We start from the raw sequence: 24815 nt of genomic DNA on the forward strand, positions 1-24815 counted from the left end.
ACCGCCAGTAAATGACTCAATATTTTGAATAATGAGCAAGTAGTTCTTTCTTTTATTGACGTTGAATCCCCCATGAATCATGATTCACCTCAATAAAGCGACAAATAGATCGCTTAGCTTACACAGAGGACACCATGGCAAAACTTCCGCTCGACAGAATTGTCGAGGGTGATTGCATTGACCTAATGCGATCTTGGCCCGAAGAATCGGTCGATTTGGTCTTTGCAGATCCCCCCTACAATCTGCAGCTATCCGGTGAATTGCACCGCCCCAACAACACGCGCGTCAGCGGTGTTGAAGAGGCGTGGGACCGGTTCGATGACTTTTCGGCCTATGACCGTTTTACATTCGATTGGTTGACTGCGGCGCACCGCTTGTTGAAGCCGGATGGGACGCTGTGGGTGATCGGCAGCTATCACAATATTTTCCGGGTCGGGAAGACGCTTCAGGATATCGGTTTCTGGATCCTCAATGACGTGATTTGGGTAAAAACGAACCCGATGCCGAATTTCCGCGGCAAACGGTTTACCAATGCCCATGAAACCATGATTTGGTGTTCCAAGTCGCCGACCAGCAAATACACGTTCAACTACGACAGCATGAAGGCGTTGAACGACGACCTGCAAATGCGGTCCGACTGGACGATGCCGATCTGCAGCGGCGGCGAGCGTATCAAAGGCGCCGATGGCGCCAAGGCGCATCCGACGCAGAAGCCGGAAGGTCTGCTGCACCGCGTGGTCATGGCCTCCAGCAATCCGGGGGATGTGGTCGTGGATCCCTTCGCGGGTACCGGTACGACCGCGGCCGTGTCCAAACGCCTGGGCAGGCGTTTCATCGGCATCGACCGGGAAAAGGATTATCTGGCGGTGGCGCGCGAACGCGTGCGGCAAACGCCGGAAGCCGGGGACGCGGAAGCGATCTCTCCCGCCCCGTCGAAACGCAAGGAACCTCGCGTGCCCTTCGGGTCGCTCGTGGAACGCGGATTGTTGTCGCCAGGCGAAATCCTGGAAAGTCCGTGCCGTCGCTTTACCGCCAAGGTTCGCGCCGACGGCACGATCATCTCAAGCGCCCATCGCGGGTCGATCCATCAGGTCGGCGCGGCGGTCCAGGGCGCGCCGAGCTGCAATGGCTGGACCTATTGGATGCTGAAGACCGATGGTGGAAAGAAAGTCCCGATCGACGTGCTGCGCCAGAAACTGCGGTCGGAAGCGATGCCTGCAACGGCCTGACCGGCCAATGACTGAATCGTATCAGGCACCTGGCCAAGTATCCGCCAGGCGATAGCCTTCCGGCCAAGGGTCGCCGGGATCCAGCATATGCTGATGGGTCCCGGTCACCCAGGCCCTGCCGGTGATCGATGGCACGATGGCTTTTACGTTACCTAGCGTGGTTTCGCCCTCGATCTTTCCAAAGAATTCGGAATCGATGATCGAGACACCGTGCAGGATATCCCCGACCTGCATCTGCCCCTTCGCGTGCAGCAGTGCCATACGGGCGGAGACTCCTGTCCCCGTCGGCGATCGGTCAAGTTTGCCGGGCTCGATCGCAACCGTGTTCCGACCGATCAACCTTCCATCTTTCCCGGCAACCGGACAGGCAAACTGACAGAAAGAGATGTGCGACCAGTCGGGGTTCTCCGGGTGGTGAAACCCTAGCTGTTCATTTGCCGCGCGCGTTATCTTCATGCCCAATTCCGTCAGCGCCGCGGCCTCGCTCGGCTCAACTTTGAAGCCCAGGGCATGGGCATCGACGATGACGAAACTGTCACCGCCATAGGCGGTATCGACCGTCATGGTCCCGTGTCCCGGCACTTCCAACGGCGCGTCCAACTTGTCCGCGAAGGAAGGCACATTCGTGACGGTGATGCGCTCCGCCTTGCCGTCCTTGCAATGGGCGCGGACCTTAACAAGTCCACCCGGTGCTTCCAGGACAATATCCGTGACAGGTTCACTCATCGGCAGAATGCCGCTATCCAGCAAAGCGGTCGACACGCAGATCGAATTCGACCCCGACATCGGCGGCGTATGCATTGGTTCCATGATGATGAAGCCCATATCGGCGCTTGGATCCTTTGGCGGCACCAACAGGTTCACATGCCGGAAAACGCCGCCGCGCGGTTCGTTCAGCATGAAATTCCGCAACGTGTCGTCCTTGGCGATCCAACGGGACTGTTCCCACAGGGTTTCCCCCGGCGGTGGCGCAACACCGCCGACGATGACGTCCCCGACTTCCCCTTCCGCATGGACAGAGACTGTGTGTATCACTTTCGTAGTCCGCATCGCGGTCAGTGCCCTTTCATCCTGCCTTCATGGCATGTCGAACGATCTTCTTCATGACGGTCGGCAAGGCAAGGTCGCCAAACCGGTCCGGCATCACCCAGCGCGCATCCTGAGGCGCCTCGGTGTCCCCCTCGACCCGGCAATGATGAATGGCGAGTTCCAGATGGAAATGCGTGAATGTATGGCGAACTGTCCCTACCAGCGGCGTTTGGTCGATCGTCTCGACAGGCGGTGCTGTTTCCGGTTCAGCATCCGCCACCCAATCGCTCGATGGCGGCTCCATCATACCACCCAACAAACCGCTTTCCGTCCGGCGCCGGAACAGGACCGCGCCGTCGGGTCGGACAATCCAGAAGGCAACCCCGCGCCGGGTCGGTTTCTGGGGTTTCGGCTTTCGGGCAGGTAATGTTTCGGCGATATCCCTGCCTGCGCAGAGATCGACGATCGGACATATCGTGCATTTCGGCCGTTTGGGCGTGCAGATCGTCGCCCCGACATCCATGACGGCCTGGGCGTAGTCGCCCGCACGTGCCGTCGGCGTGCATTTGTCGGCCAACGCGGTCAGCGCAGGCTTGCTGTCCGGCAATGGCTCACCGACACGGAACAGGCGTGCCATGACCCTTTCCACATTCCCATCGACCACCACCGCGCGGCGGCCAAAGGCAATCGCCGCCACTGCGGCGGCGGTGTACCGGCCAATCCCGGGAAGGGTCAGCAGCGCATCCTCAGTATCGGGAAAGACACCGTTATGCGACGACGCGACGGTTCGCGCACATTTGTGAAGGTTCCGGGCCCGCGCGTAATAGCCAAGACCGGCCCAGGCATGCAGGACATCGTCCAACGGCGCCGCGGCCAAGGCTTCGACTGTCGGCCACTTCTCCAAAAAACGCTGAAAATAGGGCCCGACCGTGGCCACGGTGGTTTGCTGCAGCATAATCTCGGAAAGCCAAACATGATATGGATCGGCGCATTCCCCGGGGTCGGACCGCCACGGCAAACGCCGCCGTGACCTGTCGTACCAGGCCAGCAGACGATCGGCCGCCGACCCAGGAGAATCCGGATCGGCAAGCTCTTGGGCTTTTGGCATCGCTTCGTGCGGGGCAGTTGACGGGTCGATTGCGGTCGTGTCCATGACAGTTACTATAGAAAGCCCCTCACAGCGGGAAAGCCCGAATGCCAAACTATAAGCCCAGCAAACCCGATTTGGATGGCACCAGGGATAAACGCCGCGGCAGCATGCGTGTCGCGGGAAGTCTGGTGGGCGCTCTGACCAAGAAAGCTTTGGGCAAGCGTGGTTTCGCCAGTGCCGCCATCATCACCGATTGGGCGACCATCGTCGGGCCGGACCTTGCCAAGCATACGCGACCGCAAAAACTGACCTTTCCAAAGGGCAAGCGCGACAGCGGCACCGTGCATATTCTGACCAGCGGCCCGATGGCACTTCAGCTTCAGCATCTGGCCCCAATGGTCATTGACCGAATCAACAGCTTTTTCGGCTACGGGGCGGTGGCGGAAATCCGTCTGGTTCAGGGCGCTCTGACCCAGAGTGAAATGCCGAAGAAACGCCATCCCACTCGGCCCCTGACGGAAGCCGATGAAAGCCATTTGAGTGCGCTTACCGCAGGTATCGAAGACGATGCGGTCCGGGAAAGAGTCCGCCGATTAGGGATCGCCGTACTGCGCCACAGTTCCGCCACAAAACCCGATTAGGCATTGAGTCAAGATGCTGACCGTTAAACAAAGCTGTGGATAACCTCGGAAACGTGATTGCACCGCCGGGTCGTTTCCGCTTGATTCCGCGCTCTTGATTGCCAGGTCAGAATCGCTCGTATAGTCGAAACAACCTCTGAAGGAGGCGCTTTCATGCGGATTTCCGCCCTTTTCGCCGCTGTTGCCCTGGCACTCGGTGTGTCCTTTACCCCCGTCCTAGGCCCACAGGCCCAGGCCGAACCCTTGTCCACGGAAGATGCCTTGGCAGAACGCGTGATGGGTGACGTCACCGCGCCAGTCGAGATGATCGAATATTCGTCCCTGACCTGCCCCCATTGTGCCGCCTTCCATGCGGAAAAGCTGCCCGAGTTGAAGAAGAAGTATGTCGAAACGGGCAAGCTGCGGATAATCCAGCGCGACTTTCCGTTCGACCGTCTGGGTGCGATGGGCGCGATGATGGCCCGGTGCGCGAACCCGATGCGGTATCACCAATTCATCGACGTGCTGTTCAAGCAGCAGGACCAATGGGCCCATTCGCAGGACCCCGTTGGGGCACTGGTTCAGATCGGTAAACTGGGTGGATTGTCCGAAAAGGACTTCCAAGCCTGCATGAAGAACGAAGATTTGCTGAACGGTATCCTGAAAATGCGTCAGGACGGCGTAGCCGAGTACGACATCTCCTCGACCCCGACCTTCGTCATCAATGGTGAAGTCATTGTCGGGAACCAGTCATTGGAAACCTTCGAAGAAGCCATTGAAAAACATCTGAATTGATCGCGACAGCCGGTCGTCAGCGATTGATGACCGGCCGCCAATCCACCGGGCCGGAGCATAGCCAGAGTGCATTTCTCCAGAATGAAATTGAGCGGCTTCAAGTCCTTCGTCGATCCGGCGGAACTCGTCATCGACGGTGGAATTACGGGTGTGGTGGGCCCGAACGGCTGCGGCAAGTCCAACGTTATTGAAGCGCTGCGCTGGGTTATGGGGGAAACCTCGGCCAAGCGCATGCGCGGCAGTGAGATGGACGATGTGATTTTCGGCGGCTCCTCCCAGCGTCCAGCGCGGAACATCGCCGAAGTCTCGCTTTTTCTCGATAATTCGAACAAGGATGCCCCCGCCCCTTACGACACGTTGGAGGAATTGGAGATTACCCGCCGTATCGAACGCGGCGCAGGGTCCAATTACCGGATCAACGGCAAGGAAGTCCGGGCGCGGGACGTTCAATTGCTGTTCGCCGATATGGCGACGGGTGCAAATTCCACAGCGATCGTCAGCCAAGGCCGGATCGGCGCCATCATCGGCGCGAAACCGACCGAAAGACGTACCCTGCTGGAGGAAGCTGCCGGTATCCGCGGCCTGCATTCCAGGCGGCATGAGGCGGAGCTGCGCCTGAAAGCCGCTGAATCCAACCTGGAGCGGCTGGATGACGTTATCGGCGCGCTGGAAACGCAGCACCAGGGACTGCAGCGCCAAGCCCGCCAAACAAACCGGTACCGCCGGTTGTCCGACCATATACGGCGACATGAGGCGATTCTGCTTCACCTGCGCTGGCAGGATGCCAAGCGGGCTATGGACATCGCCCGCCAACGCCTGAACGAAGCTGAGGCACTCGTCCACGAAAAGGCTCAAAACGCGGCTTTCGCAGCGCGTGAACAGGCCGATGCCGCCGCGTCGCTACCGACATTGCGGCAGGCCGACGCGGAAGCGGCGGCGGGACTGCAACACCTGCAACTCGCCGTGCGTGAGCTAGAGAACGAACAGGAGCGAATCCTGGCGGCGCGGGATGCCCTGGCGCAACGGCTTGCCCAAATTACGTCCGACCGCGAACGCGAAGACTCGCTTTTCGACGATGCCAAACAGGCGGTTGAACGATTGACTGCGGAAGCCGCAACGATCGAGGAAGCCCGCGCAGCCGAAACCGAAACACTGGAACAGGCCCGCACAGAAGCCGAAGCCGCATCGAAAGCGGTCGAAGAAAAAGAAGCGGAACTGTCCGAACTGACGGAACAGGCCGCCGGCGTCGAAGCGCAGCGGAATGCCTTGCAGCGGCAATTGGCGGAAAGCGGACAGCGCCTGACCGTCCTGGAAAACCGCCTGCGCGGTCTGGACGATCAAGAAGCGAAGCTGAAGCAGGAAACGGAAAGCCTTGCTGAGATCGAAACGGCAGAGGCACGTGTCGCCGAATGCGAAGCCGCCGTATCCACCGCGCGGGAAGCCGCCGCAGCCGCTGAGGCTGTCCTGGCCGAATGCCGCGAGAAAGAATCCGCCGCGCGCAGCGCATTGCAGGAATCGGACCGTCTGGCGCGCGAACATCTTGCGGAAGTTCAAGCCGATGCCCGCGAAACCGTGGAAACGGCGGAACGCGCGGCACGTGAGGCTGTCGATGCGCTGGAACAGCGGTTCCGCGCTCTCGATGCCGAAATTCGGGCCCTCGCCGATTTGGTCGAAACCCAAGACGACACACTCGACCCCGCTTTCCGGCCGCTGATCGATTCTCTTTCCGTCCAACAGGGCTACGAAGCGGCCTTGGGTGCTGCATTCGGTGAGGAACTCGACGCGTCGACGGACGGCAAGGCGCAGATCCATTGGACCGAGTTGCCGCCGCTTACCGGCTCGACCGGTTTTCCCGCCGGTGTTGAGCCATTGTCGAAATTCGTCGACGGACCAAAGGCTTTGTCCCGCCGCCTGTCCTATATCGGCGTGGTGCCGGACGGTACCGCCGGCGATGCCCTGCAAAAAGACTTGGCTGCCGGTCAACGCCTGGTTTCACGGGACGGCGGCCTGTGGCGCTGGGACGGCTACAGCATGGCGGCCGGCGCGCCGACGGCTGCGGCGAAGCGCCTGGAACAACGCAACCGCTTGGCTGAAATCCGCGAAGAGTTCGCCAAGGTCGAAAAAGACCTGACGGAAGAACGGCAGGCCGCCGACAAACGGTTGGAAGAAGCCCGTTTGAAGGCGGAAGCCAAGGTCCAGGAAGCCAACCGGTCGACGGAAGCGAATCTGACCGAGTTACGCGCGCAGGCCGAATCCGCGGAAGCCGAGGCAGCCGAAAAGGCTGCCTCCCAGAAAGCCGCCTCACAGGCCTTACAAGAGGCCTTTTCCGCCCTGAACCAGGCGCAGCAGGCGCAATCGGCGCTTGCCGGCAAGGCGGCGGATCTGCGCAGCCGTTTGCAAGGTATCTCTGAAAACCGCGAACGCCTGCAGGCAGACGCGGCGGAAGCGCGCGACCAGACGGAGAGCGCCAAGAAGGCGATGGACGTCCTGGAAGACCCGCTGGCGACGCGCGAACGCATCAACGCCTTGCGCGCGACCGTTGCGGAACTTCGCTCCGCCCTGATTGATAAGCGCGGCGCGGTAGAACGATTCCAGAGAGAATCCCAGGCGCGCGAAGCCCGTTTGGAAGCGATTGCCCAGGAACAAGCCTCTTGGCAACAGCGTATGTCGGGCGCGGATGGGCGGATGAAATCCCTCGCCGACCGGGCCCAGCAAGCGGAAGAGGAAAACGCTGCACTGGAAAGCCGGCCGGCCGAGATTCAGGCCCAGCACCATGCCCTGAACGACAAGATCGTCGTCGCGGAAGCAAAACGGAACACGGCGGCGGATGCCCTTTCGGAAGGGGAAAAGAAGCAGCAGGAAACAGATAAGGCGCTGCGGGATTCCGAAGCGGCAATGGCGTCGGCACGCGAGGACCGCGTTCGGCGCGAATCAGAGGTGGAGCAGGCGGATCAGGCCGCCCAGACAATACGCGAGCGAATTTCGGAATCGTTGGACTGCGCACCGGACGCGGTCTTGCAGGCCGGCGGTGTCGAGCCGGATGAAGAATTGCCGCCACGTGACGATATCGAACGCAAATTGGAACGCCTGACCCGGGAACGCGAGAATATGGGCGCGGTGAATCTGCGCGCCGAGCAGGAAGCGACCGAGCTGGAAGAACAAATCACCTCCATGCATACCGAGCGCGATGACCTGCTGGCGGCGATCAGCCGCCTGCGCCAGGGCATCAATGCGTTGAACCGTGAGGGCCGGGAACGGCTTCTGGCCGCCTTTGAGCAAGTCAACGCGCATTTCAAAGATCTTTTCGTGCGGCTTTTCGGGGGGGGCGAGGCGCATCTGACACTGACAGAGGCAGACGACCCGCTGGAAGCCGGTCTTGAGATCATGGCGAGCCCGCCCGGCAAGCGCATGCAGATCATGTCCCTGCTGTCGGGTGGAGAGCAGGCCCTGACAGCGCTGTCCTTGTTGTTCGGCGTGTTCTTGACCAATCCGGCGCCGATTTGCGTGCTCGATGAGGTCGACGCCCCTCTGGATGACAGTAACGTCGACCGTTTCTGCACTCTGCTGGACGAAATCGCCCATACCGGGAAGACTCGCTTCCTGGTGGTTACCCACCATCGCATGACAATGGCCCGAATGGACCGTCTTTTCGGGGTTACCATGGCGGAACGCGGCATTAGCCAATTGGTGTCGGTGGACCTTCGCGAAGCGGCGCGCCTGCGGGATTCCGCATAGCCTTGAGTTTTCAGGCTCATTTGCGTCCTTTCAGGGCCCGATTCGGCCCGAATCCGGCTTGACGGTCCGAGGCCGTCCCCCTATTTTCCCCGCGACTTCGGCAAGGGTGGTGAATGGACTCCCCAGACTCTGGTTCCTCGATGCAGGATCTTGATCGACGCTTACAAGCGGCGAAAAAGAAGCACGAGCCCAAGAGATCGGCGGATGACTCGCCACGCGATATGTCCGGGGTCGGCGTGGGTCTTCGGATCGCGGTCGATTTGGTTGCCGGCGTGGCCGTCGGTGTCGGGATCGGCTGGGGTTTAGACAACTGGTTGGAAACCAAACCATGGTTTCTATTGTTGTTTACGATCCTGGGGTTTTGCGCGGGCATGCTGAACGTTTATCGGACGGCACGCCAACTGGAAGATAAGAAGTCGCAGGCGGATGCGACCACCGGCCCAGACGGCGACACCGACAATGGTGGCGCGTGATGGGCCTTGAGTATTCGCCAGGGGTTTGAGAGTAAGCCGGTAACCGTGGTAACCATACGGCACCGGTTTGGAAGCCAAACGGCAAATGCCGCGCGGCGACGGATATTTTTGGGGGATTGAACGTGGCAGCTGATCCACTTCACCAGTTCCGGATCAATAAGATCGCGGAAATCGATGTCGCCGGCGTCGATATTTCGTTCACCAACTCCTCCCTGTGGATGGTCATCGCCGTTGTCGTGGCGACCCTGTTCCTGACACTGACCATGCGCCAGCGGGGCACGATCCCCTCGCGCGGTCAAATGATTGCGGAAATGCTGTATGGCGCCGTGGCCAATATGGTCAGGGACAACGTCGGAAGCGGCGGCCAGGCTTATTTCCCCTTCATCTTCACGCTGTTCGTTTTCGTGCTTTTCGGCAATCTGCTGGGTATGGTCCCCGGCAGCTTTACCTTCACCAGCCACATCGCGGTGACCTTCGGCATGGCGGCGATCATCTTCGTCGCGGTGACGCTGATCGGTATTGCCAAGCACGGCTTCAAGTTCTGCTCCCTGTTCTTCCCGCACGGAGCGCCGCTATGGACGGCGGTCATTCTTATTCCGATCGAGCTGGTATCGTATCTGTCACGCCCGATCAGCTTGTCCGTTCGTCTTTTCGCCAACATGACGGTCGGACACGTCATCTTGAAAGTTATCGGCGGCTTCGTCGTGGCGCTTGGCGTCTTCGGCATTGTTCCGCTGGCCGGTCTGGTCGCGATTACGGCTCTCGAGTTCATGATCGCCGTCATTCAGGCCTACGTCTTCGCCATCCTGTCGTGCATCTATCTGCATGACGCGCTGCATCTGCACTAAGAAGAGGCAGATACGGCATCGGGATGCGAAATAGTTTCGGCTATACGGAAATCCTTCCGGCAGTCGAATTGGTATCAACTTTTGTACGCATTGTTTTTGCGAACGTAACAAAGAGGGTGAGAAACCATGGAAGCTGATGCAGCCAAATTGATTGGTGCAGGCCTTGCGGCAATCGGCATGATCGGGGCCGGTATCGGTGTCGGTAACGTCTGGGCGAGCTACATTTCGGCCATTTCCCGGAACCCGGCCTCCAAGGGCGAAATTGGCGCCAACATCTGGATCGGCTTTGCCGTTACCGAGGCGATCGCGCTTTTCGCGCTCATCGTCGCCCTGATGGCGCTGTTCAGCTAAGCCTGAGTTCGGACGGGTTTGGGGTGTGGATGCCGCGACAGCGGTGCCCGCCCCTGATCCAACCGTAGTGCCGGATAGGGCTCGGTCGGTGTAAAGCCGTCACGGGAAACGCGGGATGTACCCGGCAATTTCCGTCCTTCATTCGGTATCCTGCTCCGGACCGCGGGCATGGCTTGTCGGCTGCTGCGCAGTTCGGGTCATGGCTCACGCCGGACTAAGGCTCACAAGGCCTGACAAAAAGGGCCTATGGGGAAGCTAAATGCCTCAATTTGAACAGCTCGATACATTCGCCAGTCAGATCTTCTGGCTGATCGTCACCTTCTCGGTGCTGTACATCATTCTGTCACGGATGGTGCTGCCCCGTATCGGAACGGTGGTGACCACGCGCCAGAAGAAGATCGACGATGATTTGGGCCGTGCGGAAAGCCTGAAGCAAAAAGCCGCCACCGTGCAGGAAGCCTACGAGGAATCCCTCGCCAAGGCTGCCGAAGACGCACGTGCGGTCCATAGGCAGGCGGCCGAGGAAATCGCTGCGAAAAGCGAGAAGGCGCACGCCAAGCTCGGTGCATCGCTGGCCGATGACGCCAAGCAGGCGGATGACCGTATCGCGGAGTCCAAAACGGCAACGCTTGAAGAGCTTCAAGCCGGCGCCGTTGAGGTCGTCCAGGCCGCAACCGAGCGGCTGATCGGCGTTTCGGTTGATGAAAGCGCGGCGCGCGCCGCGCTCGAAACCGCCGGAGGATCGAAGTGATGGAAGAAGCCCTGCATAATCCGGCCTTCTGGGTTGGCGTTTCCTTCTTCATTTTCCTGGCCATTGCCTTCAAGCCTGCCAAGAAAGCCATTCTAGGCGCCTTGGACGGTAAGATCGCGGAAATCAAGGATCAGGTCGAAGAAGCCGCTCGCCTGCGAGACGAAGCCCAAGCACTGCTTGCCGAATACGAACGCAAACAGCAGCAGGCTTCAAAGCACGCCGAGGAAATGGTCGACGCCGCCCGCAAGGAGGCAGAAGAGTCCAAATCGCGCGCCGAAGCAGATCTGAACGCCAGTCTGGACCGTCAACGCAAATTGGCGCTGGAACGGATTTCCATGGCCGAAGAAAAAGCGCTTCGCGAGGTTCGCGCCGCCGCCGCCGAAATGGCCATCGCGGCGACCGAGAAACTGGTCACGGATCGTGTTGCCGGCGAAGACGGCGATAAGCTGATCGATCGCGCTATCAAGGAATTGGGTTCCAAGCTTCATTAAGACGGCTTTTATCCAAATACCTTTTGAATTTAAGGGTCGGGACTTTCCCGGCCCTTTTCTTTTTTGCTAGAGATTCCACAGGATTAAAGGGATCATCGACTCATGCCTTATGTATCGCGTGACGAAAACGGCCGGATCAACGGAATCAGCGAACGTCAGTCCCGGACGGCAGCAGAATTTTTGCCGGCGAACGACGCGGATGTGCAAGCCTTTGTCCGTGGGGCCTCGCCGGATACGATGCGCCAGCGGCTCTCGGGCACGGACACGGAAATGGCCCGCATTACGGAGGATTTGATCGACGTTCTGATCACCCGGAACATCATCAATTTCACGGACTTGCCGATTCAGGCTCAAAAGAAACTGGTGGCTCGGCAAAAGATCCGCCGGAACCTCTCCGCCCTGTCGAATCTTGTCGCCGATTCGGATGATATTTTCTGATATCCAGACCGCCGCACAAAAATTTCTTTCCAGCCTCCCCTTGCCCTCCGCAAATCAGTCACCTAGGTTCGTGTCATCTCAACGGGGTGCTTCCCCGGTGTCGTCAGCGAAAGTTGGCGAAATCGAGCGAAGCTGAGAGGCGCAGGGCCGACCCGTCGAACCTGATCCGGTTAGGACCGGCGTAGGAAATTGAGATGCCAGCGCAGAAGAACCATTCTCGCCGACAGACCGATACTCCCCACGCCACCTGAAGGATCCCGATGCGAACGGGATACCATGGCACGCGACCTACATATTTCGGCGAATGATTGCCTCACCAGCCTGGACCGGCTTCGGACCGAAAGGCCGCGCATTCATTGCATCACCAATGCCGTTGCGGTGAACATCGCCGCGAACACCTTGCTGGCTGTCGGCGCCCATCCATCCGTCACCCATGACCCGCGTGAGGTCGAAGCCTTTACCGAAGGCGCGGCGGCGCTTGCCGTCAATATCGGCACGCTCGACGCGGACCGGCGCGACGCGATCCCAAAAGCCGTCCAAACCGCCACCCGACTGGAAATTCCCTGGGTGCTGGACCCGGTCATGGCGACACGGTCGCCCGCGCGTCGAGAATTCGCGGAATTCCTGCTCGACCAGAAACCAACGGCAATCCGTGGGAATGCTGCTGAGATCGACGGTTTGGATATCCGTGGCAACACCGGAACCGTCGTCGCCTGCACTGGACCGACGGACGCTGTTTCGGACGGGGACGCGATAATCCGAATCCGAAACGGCCACCCCTTGATGGACCGCGTAACGGCGATGGGGTGCGCTGAAACAGCGCTGGTCGGCGCCTTTCTCGCAGTAGCGCCGACCCCATTCGCCGCTGTCGCTCAATCCATCCTGGTTTTCAACATCGCCGGGGAGACCGCCGCGGCGAAATGCGACGGCCCCGGCAGTTTCCAAGCCGCCTTGCTGGACGCGCTCTACACTCTCAGCGCAACGGATATCGAAGAACGGAGTAAGGTCGAATGAGCGGAAAAATTTTCAACGCCCTGACCATCGCGGGATCCGATAGCGGCGGCGGCGCCGGTACCCAGGCCGACCTGAAGGCGTTTTCTGCGCAAGGCGTGTACGGGGCCAGCGTCATTGCCGCGCTTACCGCCCAAAACACGCGTGAAGTTCGCGGGATCCACGACGTGCCGCCGGAATTCGTCCGTCAGCAAATCGATACGGTTTTCGACGATATCGAAATCCACGCGGTCAAAATCGGCATGCTGAGCCGCCCGGACGTCATCGTCCAGGTCGCGGAGGGATTGGCAGAGAAAGCCACCTGCCCAATCGTACTGGACCCGGTGATGGTCGCCAAAAGCGGGCACAAACTGCTGAGCGACGACGCTGTCGAGACGTTGCGGACCCGTTTACTGCCCTTGGCAGACCTGGTCACCCCCAACCTGCCGGAGGCCGGCGTTCTTCTGGACCGCCAGCCGCCGACGAATGAAGCGGAGATGGCGGAGGCGGCCAAGTTGCTGCTGCAGCAGGGCGCGAAGGGGGTGCTGATGAAGGGCGGTCATCTCGATACAGCGAGTTTGAAAGACGGACAGTTGGTGGACCTGTTGGTGACAGCCGACGGCGTCTTCCGCTTCACCTCCAACCATATCACCACCAAAAACACGCATGGGACCGGCTGCACGCTCTCCTCCGCCATCGCAGCAAGACTGGCCAAGGGCGACACGATGGAAAAGGCGGTCGACATGGCACGCCGCTACCTGAACCGCGCCATCGGTGCGGCAGACGAGCTTTCTGTCGGCAGTGGTCATGGGCCGGTTCACCATTTCCATGCCTTGTGGGGAAAGGACTGATCACTATGAACTCCGGAACGAGCAATCGAAGAACTTTCCTGACCACCGGCGCCGGCATCGCAATCGGCACTCTGGCCGCACCTGCCATCGTCAAAGCACAATCCGGCTTGAATTGGCGTCTGGTGACATCCTGGCCGCGCAACTCGCCCGGTCCCGGTTGGACCGCCCAACGCCTTGCCGACAAGATCACACGCATGAGCGGCGGCGAGTTGACGATCACCCTGCATGCAGCCGGCGAAATGGTGCCGCCCTTGGAAGTCTTTGACGCAGTCGGTCTCGGCACGGCGGAAATGGCGCACACCGCCTCCCTCTTCTGGAGCGGCAAAGCCCCCGCAGCCGCGCTTTTCACGGCGGGTCCGTTCGGCCTTACAGCGGTAGAACACCATGCCTGGATTTACCATGGCGGGGGGCAGGCTTTGTGGGACCGGCTTTACGAGCCCTACGGTCTCAAACCACTGATGGCCGGTAATACCGGCATGCAGATGGGCGGTTGGTTCAAAAAAGAGATCAAGAACCTCACCGATTTGGCCGGTTTGAAACAACGCATTCCAGGGCTTGGCGGCGCCATCCTTGAGAAACTGGGTGGTACGCCCGTTACCCTGCCTCCAGGCGACATCTTCGCCGCCTTACAATCGGGTTTGGTGGACGGGGCAGAGTTTCTGGGACCGTGGAGCGACAGCGCCTTCGGTTTTCATAAAGTAGCCCCATACTATTACTGGCCGGGATATCACGAGCCGAACGGCACAGGCGAATGCCTGGTCAATGCCGAACGCTTCGCTGCGCTGCCCGAAAACTTGCAGGAGATCGTCGCCACCGCCTGCGCGGCGGAGAACTCGATCTCCCTCGCCGAATCCGAGTGGCACAATGCCCAGGCATTGAAGTCCCTGGTCGGGGACCGTGGCGTCACCCTACGCGCTTGGCCGGAGGACGTCCTGGTCGCGGCGCGCAAGTCCGCAGGCGAGGTTCTGGACGATCTGGCGGGCACGGATGCATTGAGCGGCGAGATCGTCGCCTCCTTCCGCGCTGCCCGAGACCAGGCGGTGTCCTGGGGTCGGGTCGGCTACGAGTCTTTCTACAAAGCGCGCGGCGCGGCCTAGGACAGCATGCATAGCCCGTTTCCCGACAAACCACAGACCGCGCCGTCGATCGTCTTGACCGGTGGACATTTGCGCTTTGCCGGAAAGGAGGTCTTCCACAACCTGCATTTGACCCTTCCAGCGGCAAAGTGGAGTTGCCTGTTGGGGCCCAGCGGCGTCGGGAAAACCAGCCTGCTGCGCCAGTTGGCCGGTTTGCGCGCGGAAGATGGGGAAATGGAAGGCACGGTTGCCGCCGGCGACGGGGCGCCCTTGCCGGAACGCATTGCCTATATGGCGCAGCAAGACCTGCTGCTGCCCTGGGCAACAGTCTTGGAAAACGTACTGATCGGTCGGAAGCTGCGGGGCGAACCAATCCGCCCGCAGGATCGTGACAAGGCCATGGCGATTCTGGCCGATGTCGACGTCGCACGGGAAGCGGACGCCCTGCCGGCAGCTTTGTCCGGCGGTATGCGGCAAAGGGTTGCCCTTGCCCGCACCCTGTTCGAGGACCGGCCGGTCATTCTGATGGACGAACCCTTTTCCTCATTGGATGCAATAACCCGCCGTCGTTTGCAGGACCTGGCCGTGCGCCTGCTGGCCGGCCGCACGGTCCTGTTGGTGACGCACGACCCCATGGAAGCCCTTCGGGTCGGGGACGACATATTGCTTCTCAAAGGGAGTCCCGCGCGTATTCAAGCCCCGATGAGCCCCACCGGAAGTGCCCCACGGCAGGAAGACAGAGACGGCCTTTGGCCGCTCTATGCCGAGCTCTTGAAGCAATTGGGGGCAGCGGCATGAGAGCGATCCGCCTTTGCATAACTTTCGCGGGCCTGCTCGTCTTGTGGCAATTGATCGTCACCGCGACCGCGGCTCCAACGTATATATTGCCCGCCCCCTTGGATGTTGCCATCGCGATGGCGGAGCGCCCGGGGCTTCTGCTTCAACATGCCTGGGTCACCTTTGCGGAGATTCTGCTGGGCCTTCTCTTCGGCACGATCCTGGGCATCGTCAGCGCCCTTGTCATCGCACTCTTCCGGCCTGCGAAACGCTGGCTGCTTCCTGTGTTGGTTATCAGCCAGGCCCTGCCTGTCTTCGCCCTTGCCCCTTTGCTCGTCCTGTGGCTCGGCTACGGCATGCCGTCCAAGGTCGCGATGGCGGTGTTGATCATCTATTTCCCTGTCACGGCCGCGTTCTATGATGGGCTGCGCCGCACGGAAGGCGGCTGGCTAGACCTTGCCCGCACCATGGGCGCGACGCGGGGCGCCATGCTGCGCCATATCCGCATCCCTGCCGCCCTGCCGGCCTTCGGTAGTGGCCTGCGCGTCGGCGCGGCGATTGCGCCGATCGGCGCCGTCGTCGGTGAATGGGTCGGGTCCAGCGCCGGGCTTGGCTATCTGATGCTGCATGCCAATGCACGGATGCAGGTGGATTTCATGTTTGCCGCACTGGCCCTGTTGGCCAGCTTCGGCCTTGCGCTTTATTTCACTGTCGATTTCGGGCTTCGCCGCCTGACCTATTGGCAGCGCGAACAATCCCCCTTCGACGATTGATCGAATACCCGAGGAGACCCAATGATATGAAAAAACTGATCGCGATACTGGGCCTTGCCGCCGCGCTCGCCGTTCCGGGCACCGCCCTTGCACAGGAGAAGCTGACCCTGTTGCTGGACTGGTTCATCAACCCGGACCATGGACCGATCATCATTGCGCGGGAGAAAGGCTTCTTCGCCGAGCAAGGATTGGACGTGGAGATCGTCGAACCTGCCGACCCCAGCGCCCCACCGAAGCTCGTCGCAGCCGGACAGGCGGACCTCGCCGTATCGTATCAGCCCCAGACCCATGTTCAGGTCGCCGAGGGTCTTCCCCTGATGCGCATCGCGACAATCGTCGCAACGCCGCTCAACACCCTGGTCGTCCTGCAAGACGGCGACATCAAGACGATCTCCGATCTGAAGGGCAAAAAGGTGGGCGTATCCCTTGGGGGGTTCGAAGACATCCTTCTGGGCACCATGCTGCGCAAGCACGGCATGGATCTGTCGGATGTGGAATTGGTCAACGTGAACTTCAGCCTGTCGCCCTCGCTGATCTCCGGCCAGGTCGATGCCGTGATCGGCGCATACCGGAATTTTGAACTGAACCAGATGGATATCGTCGGCCATCCCGGACGCGCCTTCTATGTGGAAGAGGAAGGCGTGCCGCTTTATGACGAATTGATCATCGTCGCCAAAGCCGGAACAGAAGGCAATCCCAACTATCGGAAATTCATTAACGCGCTGGAAAAGGCGACAAGCTATATCATCAATCACCCGGATGAGAGCTGGAAGGCATTCACGTCGACAGATCCCAAACTGGACGACGAGTTGAACAGCCGCGCCTGGCGCGACACCATTCCCCGGTTCGCCCTGCGCCCCGGTGCGCTCGACACCGCGCGCTACACCGCGTTCGCGCGTTTTCTTAAAGACACCGGCTTGATAGATACCGTTCCCGAACTGTCGACCTACGCCGTCGAACTGCCGGCGCAATAAGGAGGCACCCTTCATGTACGACCGATTGAAAGCCGCGTGCCAAAAAGACTGGGACGCCTATACACAGCACGATTTCGTCAAGGGTATCGCCAGGGGAGATCTTCCCAAGGAGTGTTTCCAACACTACTTGAAGCAGGACTATCTGTTCCTGATCCACTTTGCCCGAGCCTACGCCTTAAGCATCTACAAGGCGGATACCATTGAAGATATGCGGTACGGTATGGAAGGCGTGACCGCCATCCTGGATAAGGAGCTGGAACTCCACGTCGCGTATTCCAACGAATGGGGCATTAATCCGAAGGAAATGGAGAACCTGGAAGAATCCAAGGCGACCATGGCCTATACGCGCTACGTACTGGAACGCGGCATGGCAGGCACCATCGTCGACTTGCATGTGGCATTGTCGCCCTGCGTGGTTGGCTATGCGGAGATCGCGCGATGGATTCTGGAGCAGGATTTCACGGTCTTGGAAGGCAATCCCTACCGTAGCTGGATCGACACATATGGCGGGGCCGAATACCAGGACCACGCCGGCGCCGCGATCGAGCGGCTTAGCGCGGCAGCAGCGCGCGGGTCGGCCAGCGATTTCGATCGCTATGCGAAGACTTTCCGCGATGCGACTCGTCTGGAAATTGGATTCTGGCAGATGGGGCTGGACCTTTCCGAGTAATCGGAAAGGCCCAAGCCAAATCTCATACCTATTCCGCCGCTTCCATATAGGCTTCCAACGGCGGGCAGGAACAGCTGAGGTTCCGGTCGCCATAGACGTTGTCGACGCGGTTTACCGGAGACCAATACTTCCTTAGCCGAAGGCCGGGTACCGGATAGACGGCTTGTTCTCTGCTATAGGGATGCGCCCATTCCGCGTCGGTCAAATCGTCGATCGTATGCGGAGAATTGCGCAACACATTGTTCTCCGCATCGGCCTTACCTGCTTCGATCTCAGCGATTTCCTGCCTGATCGAAATCATCGCATCGCAGAACCGATCCAACTCCGCTTTCGACTCGCTCTCCGTCGGCTCGATCATCAAGGTTCCAGCCACCGGCCATGACATGGTCGGCGCGTGGAAGCCGTAGTCGATCAGACGCTTTGCGACGTCCTCGTTCGAAATGCCTGTGGCATCATCGTAGGGACGAATATCGACGATGCATTCATGAGCGACCATGCCGTTCGGCCCGGTATAGAGGATCGGAAAATGATCCTTCAGCCGCGCCGCGATATAGTTGGCGTTCAGAACCGCTGCCTCGGTCGCGTGACGCAAGCCGGCATCGCCCATCATTTCAATATAAGCCCAGCTGATCGGCAGGATCGCGGCACTGCCGAACGGTGCGGCACTGACCGCGCCTATCCGACTGTCTCCATCCTTCAATTCCCTGTGGCCGGGCAGGAAAGGCGCCAAATGCGCGCCGACACCGATCGGCCCCACGCCGGGGCCGCCCCCGCCATGCGGAATGCAGAATGTCTTGTGCAGGTTCAGATGAGATACGTCAGACCCGAACTTGCCCGGATAACAGACACCAACCATCGCGTTCAGGTTTGCACCATCTAGGTAAACCTGGCCGCCATGCTGATGGATGATATCGCAGATCTCGCGGATCGTTTCCTCGAACACGCCATGCGTCGACGGATACGTGACCATCAACGCGCCGAGATTGTCCGAATGTTCCGCGGCCTTGGCTTTCAAGTCCTCAATATCGATATTGCCTTCGTCGTCACAAGCGACGACGACCACCTGCATGCCCGCCATATGGGCGGAAGCCGGGTTCGTACCATGGGCCGAACTGGGGATAAGACAAATCTCCCGATGCGCCTCCCCCCGGGATTCGTGATAGGCGCGGATGACCAAAAGACCCGCATACTCACCTTGAGATCCGGCATTCGGCTGCAGGGAAACAGCCGCATAGCCGGTAATCGTCGCCAGTTTCTGTTCCAGGTCGGAAATCATCTCCCGGTATCCTGTCGCCTGATCCGCCGGCGCAAAGGGGTGAATATTCGCGAATTCCGGCCAAGTGATGGGTATCATCTCCGTCGTCGCATTCAGCTTCATGGTGCAGGAACCCAATGGGATCATCGCCTTGTCGAGCGCGAGGTCCTTGTCCATCAACGACCGCATATAGCGGAGCATTTCGGTTTCCGAGCGATAATTGGCGAAAACCGGATGGGTCAGGTAGTCGCTGCTCCGCACCAGATCAGACGGCAGCCCACTTTCAGCCGCCGCATCCAATGCCTCGACATCCACATTCTCCGCACCGAAAACGGCAAGCAGGCCCGCAACGTCTTCCCGCGTCGTCGTTTCGTCGAGTGAAATGCCCAGGCGTGTATCGTCGATCTTTCGAAGGTTCATCCCCCGTTCAAGCGCCGCGGCATAGATCTTGGCTGTGTCGCCACCGGTGTTCAGGGTCAACGTGTCGAAAAAGGTATCGTTGGCGATCTCAACGCCCTGCGCCTTCAACCCGGACGCCAAGGCGGCCGTCAACCGCGCTACACGTGTCGCGATTGCCTTCAAACCCTCCGGCCCATGATAAACGGCATACATCCCCGCGATCACCGCCAGCAGGACCTGCGCGGTGCAGATATTGCTGGTCGCCTTTTCGCGTCGGATATGTTGTTCGCGTGTTTGCAAAGCCAGGCGATAAGCGGCGCGTTCCCGGCTGTCGACGGAAACGCCAACCAACCGGCCAGGGATCGATCGTTTGTGCTTGTCGGACGTAGCGAAGAAAGCGGCATGCGGACCGCCATAGCCCATCGGCACGCCGAAGCGTTGACTGGATCCGACGACGACATCGGCCCCCAGTTCCCCCGGCGGGGTCAACAGGCACAGCGCTAGCAGGTCGCTCGCGACCGCTACCATCGCCCCACTTCCCTTCATCGTCTCGATCAGCTTACCGATGTCGCGGATCCGGCCGTCGGTTGACGGATACTGGATCAACGCCCCGAAGCATTCGATGCCGTCGAAACCGGTTTCCGGGTCGCCGACGACAATTTCATAGTCCAGAGCCGCCGCCCTGGTCTGAATGACGTCGATGGTTTGCGGATGGCAATCGTCTGCGACGAAAAAGGTCATGCTCTTGGATTTTCCGGCGCGCTTGGCGAATGTCATCGCCTCGGCGGCTGCCGTTCCTTCATCAAGCAAAGAAGCGTTGGCGAATTCCATTCCGGTCAGATCGGCGATCATGGTCTGGAAATTGATCAAAGCTTCCAGTCGCCCCTGGGATACCTCCGGCTGGTAGGGCGTATAAGCCGTGTACCAACCCGGATTTTCCAGAAGGTTGCGGAGAATGACCGTCGGCAGGTGGGTCCCATAATATCCCTGGCCGATATAAGAACGGTGTATCGCGTTCTTCCCCGCCATACCTTTCAGCTTTTCCAGAACCTCAACTTCCGTACAGCCGCCGCCGATCCCAAGCGGCTCGTCCTCGCGGATAGCCTTGGGCACGACTTTGTCGATCAATGCCGACATTGACGACAGCCCCAAGGCCGCCAACATTTCCACCTGTTCGTCAGGCCCCGGCCCAACGTGACGGCGAATAAAGTCGCCTTTCCGCTCAAGATCGCTCAACGGCTCACGGTCCATGGTCGCTTCACCTTTTCTGGATAACACTCAATGCTATTCGACAGTAATAATATCAGCCGTGCTCGTCACAGAACTTCTTGTAAGCAGCGGCATCCATCAGGTCGTCGAGCTCCGCCGTATCGTCCATACGCAGCTTGAAGAACCATCCATCGCCTTCAGGGTCGGTATTGACAAGATCCGGCGCGGATTCGAGGTCTTCGTTCACTTCGACGATCTCACCCGATAGCGGCGTATAGACTTCACTGGCCGCCTTCACGGATTCGACGACGCCGGCATCGCCGCCTTGGCTGACTTGCCCACCCACTTCCGGCAGGTCGACGAAAACCACGTCGCCCAACTGTTCCTGCGCGAAATTGGTAATGCCGATCGTGGCGATATCGCCATCAACCGAGACCCACTCATGCTCTTCACTGAATTTCATGTCGCTCATTTAACGTAATCCCCTGTTTCCAAGTCGTCCTGCGAAGTTCCCTCAACCCCGATAGTAGCGCTGCTCCACAAAGGGCAGCTTTTTCACGGCTGCGGGCAGAAGTTTGCCACGCACCGAAAGCTGAATCGGCGTGCCGGCAGCGGCAAAATCCACTGCGACATAGCCCATGGCGACCGGGCCGCCGACCGTCGGACCGAACCCGCCGCTGGTCACCGTGCCGATCGAAGCTCCATCGGCCGATAGAATTTCCGTTCCCTCCCGGGCCGGGGCCCGTCCTTCCGGCAATATGCCGACGCGTTTTCGGGAAACCCCCTCCCTGATCTGCGCCTGGACGATTTCCGCACCGGGGAAGCCCCCGTCAGCCCGGCGGCGCTTGCCGATGGACCACAGCAACCCGGCTTCAATCGGGGTCGTTCCTTCATCGATGTCGTGCCCATAGAGGCACAAGCCCGCTTCAAGACGAAGGCTGTCGCGCGCGCCGAGACCAATGGCTTCAACTTCAGCGCAACCCAGCAGCGTTTCCGTCAAACCCAACGCATCTGATTCGGGAATCGAAACCTCGTACCCGTCTTCACCGCTATATCCCGACCGGCTCACAAGACAGTCGACGCCGGCCACTGCGACGCGTTTGGCGGTCATGAACGGCATGGTATCGACCCCGTCCGCGAAACGCGCCAGGACCGACGCAGCCGCGGGCCCCTGCAAGGCGACGAGGGCACGGTCTTCAATCCGCTCCAATTTCGCATCTCCGGCGAGCGCCGTTTCCATGCGCGCGAAATCCGCGTCCTTGCAGGCCGCATTCACAACGACGAAAAGCCCGTCATGATCCAAGGGCTTTACAGCACGGGTCACCATCAGATCGTCGAGGATCCCACCTTTGTCGTTCAGGAATTGCGTGTATCGCTGCTGACCTGGAGCGAGGCCCTGCAGGTCGCCCGGCACCATGTTTTCCATCGCCGCGGCCGGGTCAGCCCCGGTCAGCCATGCCTGGCCCATATGCGACACGTCAAACAGACCTGCGGCAGCGCGGGTATGCAGATGTTCCTTCATGATGCCGAGTCCGTATTGGATCGGCATGTCATAGCCGGCAAAGCCGGCCATTTTCGCTCCTAGCCGCTGATGCAGCGCATGGAGAGGGGTTTTCTTGAGATTTTGTGCTTCGTTTTCGGTTTCGGCGCTCACGGGTCTTTTTCCAACAGCTAGAGACAGTACAGCGCCGCTCCCTGCGAAGCGGCAATGACTACCCCCTCTGTCATCAGACCGTGCCGACGGATCCGCGCGGATTCGTCACTTAGTTACGGTCAAACCTGAGAGTGTGACCAGCCGGGTCTTCCGGCCAGCTTACCCCTTCGGTGAGGCACCAAATCCTGCCATTTCCGGCAAGTATCAGTCCCTGCTTTCCAGAGCGCCCTTCATCCGCGGTCCTTTTGCCTGAGAGATTTCGAGGCGATTGCTCCTTCGGCGCCGGCCAGGGACCGGTCTCTCCCACGGGTTTCACGAGGCATTTTTACTCGACGCAAAGGCTAGTGAATTCACCTTCGTTGTCAACAAAAGCAGTAGCCGATTCGCCGGTCTAGAACACTGCGGCCGTTCAACCGGCCGCGCGGCGCGGTTTTCGGCTATCCGTCCGTCAGGACCCTTGGGCCCGGTTGAAGTCAACTTCGTCGCGCGACAAATCGAACCCCATGAAGATCAGGAATTCATTGCCTTCCTGACTCTCGGTCTTCGGAATGTCGACTTTCAGCCGCTCGAAAAAGGTGACGCGGGACCGGTTGCCGGAAAAATCGACGGTGCCCGCAACGCTGCGCCGGCTCAAAATATTCCGCTTTCGATCGGTGACGGCGACGAAAAACGAGAATTTCCCCTGCTGAACATTAGAGGCGGGCCCTTGGCGGGCGGTAATCTTCACCAATGCCGCGACCTGGACCTCGTCATCACTGACGGAACATTCGCCGCGCACTTCCTCGAACTGCGCCTCCATCACCACATCGGTGATGTCGCGTCCGTCGCCCGGGCCGAACCGGGTCAAGTTCCCGGTTTCGGACGGCACACGCACATCCGGACACCGGACAATTTCCTGTGTGGAACCGCAGGCCGAAAGCAGCAGCAAGCCAGCCACGGCAATGAAGAAACGCATTTTCATGTTGTTCAGCAGCCGATCCTAAAGCTTCGCATGGGCGCCGTCACAGAGCGGCTGCCGTGCTGTATGCTTACAACCGCAAAAAAAGACAGTCCGGTCCTTTTCGGCGGTGTATTTGACGGGTGAAAACTCCGTCCCGGCGTGGCTTCCGTCGCAAAACGGCTGTTTGCCGGACTTTCCGCACGCACACCAGTAGTATGATTTCCCTTCCTTCACGTCCGTTGAGAAGGGTTGCTTGGCGGCAATGACAGGTTCACTCATTTCCTTGGTTCCTCTACCTGCCTTCGGACCGGGTTTCGTCCCTTTGTCCTGCACAGGCCCCCGGTTGTAAAGGATTTGAGCGCAGTCTAAAGAATGGCCAGCAGAGGAACAAGAACGGGCTTGCGGGTTACGCCGGTCCGGTTGGACCGAATGGAGAATGCAGTGGCCACGCCACGGGAATTGAGGATATTGCTGGCCGGCCCGCGCGGTTTTTGCGCTGGCGTCGACCGTGCGGTGCTGATCGTCGAAAAGGCGTTGGAGCGGTTCGGCGCCCCCGTTTTCGTGCGCCACGAGATTGTCCACAACCGGTTCGTCGTAGAATCCCTGGAAGCCAAGGGCGCCGTCTTCGTCGATGAACTGGACCAAGCGCCGGACGACCGCCCGATCGTCTTCTCGGCGCATGGTGTTCCCAAATCCGTTCCCAGCGAAGCACAGCGCCGCAACATGATCTATGTGGACGCCACCTGCCCCCTGGTTTCGAAAGTTCATCGGGAAGCTGAGCGCCACCATCGCGAAGGCCGTCACGTGGTGTTGATCGGCCATGAAGGCCACCCGGAAGTCGTGGGCACCATGGGCCAATTGCCGGAAGGCGCGATGACCCTGGTCGAAACCGTATCGGATGTCGCGAAACTGGATTTCGACGATACCACAACACTGGCCCATGCCACGCAGACGACCCTATCGGTCGACGAGACCGCCGGGATTCTGGCGGCTTTGCGCGACCGTTATCCGGACATCCAGGGCCCCAAGAAAGAGGATATCTGCTACGCCACCACCAATCGCCAGGCCGCCGCCAAGAAGGTTGCCCAGCAGGCCGACGCGGTTTTCGTGATCGGGGCGCCGAATTCCTCTAACTCCAAACGTCTCGTCGATGTCGCTCACCAAGCCGGCTGCCCGAAAGCGCAGTTGATTCAGCGTGCCAATGACATCGATTGGAGCTATCTCGACGGGGTTGGAACCTTGGGGATTACGGCGGGCGCATCCGCACCGGAAGTCCTGGTAACCGAAGTCATCGAGGCCTGCGGCAAGCATTTCGACGTTACCGTCGAAGAGGTGGTAACGGCCGTCGAAGACGTGGAGTTCAAGCTCCCCCGCGTCCTGGTCGCATAACCGGGAAA

At 59.9% G+C, this 24815-nt stretch carries 25 protein-coding genes and 2 riboswitches; of the genes, 18 read left to right on the plus strand and 7 right to left on the minus strand.

Going from position 1 to position 24815, the window contains the following annotated elements; genetic code table 11:
* Positions 1 to 134: 134 nt before the first annotated feature.
* Positions 135 to 1229, plus strand: a complete 1095-nt coding sequence (locus tag EOI86_RS19540; RefSeq protein WP_127767348.1) for a site-specific DNA-methyltransferase — start codon at positions 135 to 137, stop codon at positions 1227 to 1229.
* Positions 1230 to 1250: 21 nt separating this feature from the next.
* On the opposite strand, the gene EOI86_RS19545 is transcribed toward EOI86_RS19540, so the two are convergent.
* Together EOI86_RS19545 and mutY are read right to left on the minus strand one after the other, a co-directional pair.
* Complete coding sequence (locus EOI86_RS19545) at positions 1251 to 2279, minus strand: trans-3-hydroxy-L-proline dehydratase (protein ID WP_127767349.1); 1029 nt, start codon at positions 2277 to 2279, stop codon at positions 1251 to 1253.
* A gap of 16 nt (positions 2280 to 2295) precedes the next feature.
* Entirely contained in the window at positions 2296 to 3366 is a 1071-nt protein-coding gene (gene mutY, locus EOI86_RS19550; protein ID WP_127767607.1) for an A/G-specific adenine glycosylase, read from the minus strand.
* An 86-nt stretch (positions 3367 to 3452) separates the two neighbouring features.
* Here mutY and EOI86_RS19555 point away from each other — a divergent pair, with 86 nt between their 5' ends.
* The 16 genes from EOI86_RS19555 (at position 3453) to tenA (ending at position 17961) form a co-directional block, all read left to right on the plus strand.
* Positions 3453 to 3989: a DUF721 domain-containing protein gene (locus EOI86_RS19555; RefSeq protein ID WP_127767350.1), complete on the plus strand. Its 537-nt coding sequence runs from the start codon at positions 3453 to 3455 to the stop codon at positions 3987 to 3989.
* A gap of 153 nt (positions 3990 to 4142) precedes the next feature.
* The gene (locus EOI86_RS19560; protein WP_127767351.1) at positions 4143 to 4763 is read left to right on the plus strand and encodes a DsbA family protein; all 621 of its coding nucleotides are present in this window, start codon (positions 4143 to 4145) and stop codon (positions 4761 to 4763) included.
* Between the two features lie 66 nt (positions 4764 to 4829).
* Positions 4830 to 8498: an AAA family ATPase gene (locus EOI86_RS19565; RefSeq protein WP_127767352.1), complete on the plus strand. Its 3669-nt coding sequence runs from the start codon at positions 4830 to 4832 to the stop codon at positions 8496 to 8498.
* A gap of 140 nt (positions 8499 to 8638) precedes the next feature.
* Positions 8639 to 8971: an AtpZ/AtpI family protein gene (locus tag EOI86_RS19570; RefSeq protein WP_205032269.1), complete on the plus strand. Its 333-nt coding sequence runs from the start codon at positions 8639 to 8641 to the stop codon at positions 8969 to 8971.
* A 122-nt stretch (positions 8972 to 9093) separates the two neighbouring features.
* Positions 9094 to 9819, plus strand: coding sequence for a F0F1 ATP synthase subunit A (locus EOI86_RS19575; protein ID WP_127767354.1), 726 nt, complete (start codon positions 9094 to 9096; stop codon positions 9817 to 9819).
* Between the two features lie 126 nt (positions 9820 to 9945).
* Complete coding sequence (locus tag EOI86_RS19580) at positions 9946 to 10170, plus strand: ATP synthase subunit C family protein (RefSeq protein ID WP_127767355.1); 225 nt, start codon at positions 9946 to 9948, stop codon at positions 10168 to 10170.
* Positions 10171 to 10429: 259 nt separating this feature from the next.
* Positions 10430 to 10921, plus strand: a complete 492-nt coding sequence (locus tag EOI86_RS19585; protein ID WP_127767356.1) for a F0F1 ATP synthase subunit B family protein — start codon at positions 10430 to 10432, stop codon at positions 10919 to 10921.
* A complete protein-coding gene (locus EOI86_RS19590; RefSeq protein WP_127767608.1) occupies positions 10921 to 11412 on the plus strand; it encodes a F0F1 ATP synthase subunit B family protein in 492 nt (163 codons plus the stop codon). Before EOI86_RS19585 ends, EOI86_RS19590 begins: the two co-directional genes overlap by 1 nt.
* 102 nt (positions 11413 to 11514) lie before the next feature.
* On the plus strand, positions 11515 to 11850 hold the full coding sequence (locus EOI86_RS19595) for a hypothetical protein (RefSeq protein WP_127767357.1): 336 nt from the start codon (positions 11515 to 11517) through the stop codon (positions 11848 to 11850).
* 72 nt (positions 11851 to 11922) lie between these two features.
* Positions 11923 to 12056: riboswitch (TPP riboswitch) on the plus strand.
* A 70-nt stretch (positions 12057 to 12126) separates the two neighbouring features.
* Complete coding sequence (locus tag EOI86_RS19600; RefSeq protein ID WP_127767358.1) at positions 12127 to 12864, plus strand: hydroxyethylthiazole kinase; 738 nt, start codon at positions 12127 to 12129, stop codon at positions 12862 to 12864.
* Positions 12861 to 13691 (plus strand): bifunctional hydroxymethylpyrimidine kinase/phosphomethylpyrimidine kinase, encoded by an 831-nt coding sequence (gene thiD, locus EOI86_RS19605; protein ID WP_127767359.1) that lies wholly within the window; start codon positions 12861 to 12863, stop codon positions 13689 to 13691. Before EOI86_RS19600 ends, thiD begins: the two co-directional genes overlap by 4 nt.
* Before the next feature lie 5 nt (positions 13692 to 13696).
* On the plus strand, positions 13697 to 14788 hold the full coding sequence (locus tag EOI86_RS19610) for a TRAP transporter substrate-binding protein (RefSeq protein ID WP_127767360.1): 1092 nt from the start codon (positions 13697 to 13699) through the stop codon (positions 14786 to 14788).
* A 6-nt stretch (positions 14789 to 14794) separates the two neighbouring features.
* On the plus strand, positions 14795 to 15565 hold the full coding sequence (locus EOI86_RS19615; RefSeq protein WP_127767361.1) for an ABC transporter ATP-binding protein: 771 nt from the start codon (positions 14795 to 14797) through the stop codon (positions 15563 to 15565).
* Positions 15562 to 16317: an ABC transporter permease gene (locus EOI86_RS19620; protein WP_127767362.1), complete on the plus strand. Its 756-nt coding sequence runs from the start codon at positions 15562 to 15564 to the stop codon at positions 16315 to 16317. Before EOI86_RS19615 ends, EOI86_RS19620 begins: the two co-directional genes overlap by 4 nt.
* Positions 16318 to 16343: 26 nt before the next feature.
* The gene (locus tag EOI86_RS19625; protein WP_127767363.1) at positions 16344 to 17291 is read left to right on the plus strand and encodes an ABC transporter substrate-binding protein; all 948 of its coding nucleotides are present in this window, start codon (positions 16344 to 16346) and stop codon (positions 17289 to 17291) included.
* 13 nt (positions 17292 to 17304) lie between these two features.
* The gene (tenA, locus tag EOI86_RS19630; protein ID WP_127767364.1) at positions 17305 to 17961 is read left to right on the plus strand and encodes a thiaminase II; all 657 of its coding nucleotides are present in this window, start codon (positions 17305 to 17307) and stop codon (positions 17959 to 17961) included.
* 28 nt (positions 17962 to 17989) lie between these two features.
* Here the strand turns inward: tenA and gcvP are convergent, their stop codons facing one another.
* The 5 genes from gcvP to EOI86_RS19655 all read right to left on the minus strand — a co-directional run bounded on the left by gcvP (position 17990) and on the right by EOI86_RS19655 (position 23697).
* Positions 17990 to 20866 carry an aminomethyl-transferring glycine dehydrogenase gene (gene gcvP, locus EOI86_RS19635; RefSeq protein WP_127767365.1) on the minus strand — a complete coding sequence of 959 codons (2877 nt, stop codon included), beginning with the start codon at positions 20864 to 20866 and terminating at the stop codon, positions 17990 to 17992.
* 52 nt (positions 20867 to 20918) lie between these two features.
* Entirely contained in the window at positions 20919 to 21296 is a 378-nt protein-coding gene (gene gcvH / locus EOI86_RS19640; protein ID WP_127767366.1) for a glycine cleavage system protein GcvH, read from the minus strand.
* Positions 21297 to 21338: 42 nt separating this feature from the next.
* Positions 21339 to 22478, minus strand: coding sequence for a glycine cleavage system aminomethyltransferase GcvT (gcvT, locus tag EOI86_RS19645; RefSeq protein WP_127767367.1), 1140 nt, complete (start codon positions 22476 to 22478; stop codon positions 21339 to 21341).
* Positions 22479 to 22705: 227 nt separating this feature from the next.
* A riboswitch (glycine riboswitch) is annotated at positions 22706 to 22794 on the minus strand.
* Between the two features lie 132 nt (positions 22795 to 22926).
* On the minus strand, positions 22927 to 23439 hold the full coding sequence (locus tag EOI86_RS19650) for a hypothetical protein (RefSeq protein ID WP_127767368.1): 513 nt from the start codon (positions 23437 to 23439) through the stop codon (positions 22927 to 22929).
* Positions 23440 to 23457: 18 nt separating this feature from the next.
* On the minus strand, positions 23458 to 23697 hold the full coding sequence (locus EOI86_RS19655; RefSeq protein WP_127767369.1) for a CDGSH iron-sulfur domain-containing protein: 240 nt from the start codon (positions 23695 to 23697) through the stop codon (positions 23458 to 23460).
* Positions 23698 to 23847: 150 nt separating this feature from the next.
* Here EOI86_RS19655 and ispH point away from each other — a divergent pair, with 150 nt between their 5' ends.
* Entirely contained in the window at positions 23848 to 24807 is a 960-nt protein-coding gene (gene ispH / locus EOI86_RS19660; protein WP_127767370.1) for a 4-hydroxy-3-methylbut-2-enyl diphosphate reductase, read from the plus strand.
* Positions 24808 to 24815 lie beyond the last annotated feature (8 nt).

It is taken from the genome of Hwanghaeella grinnelliae, assembly GCF_004005845.1.
In the GTDB taxonomy this organism is placed as follows: Bacteria; Pseudomonadota; Alphaproteobacteria; order UBA8366; family Aestuariispiraceae; genus Hwanghaeella; species Hwanghaeella grinnelliae.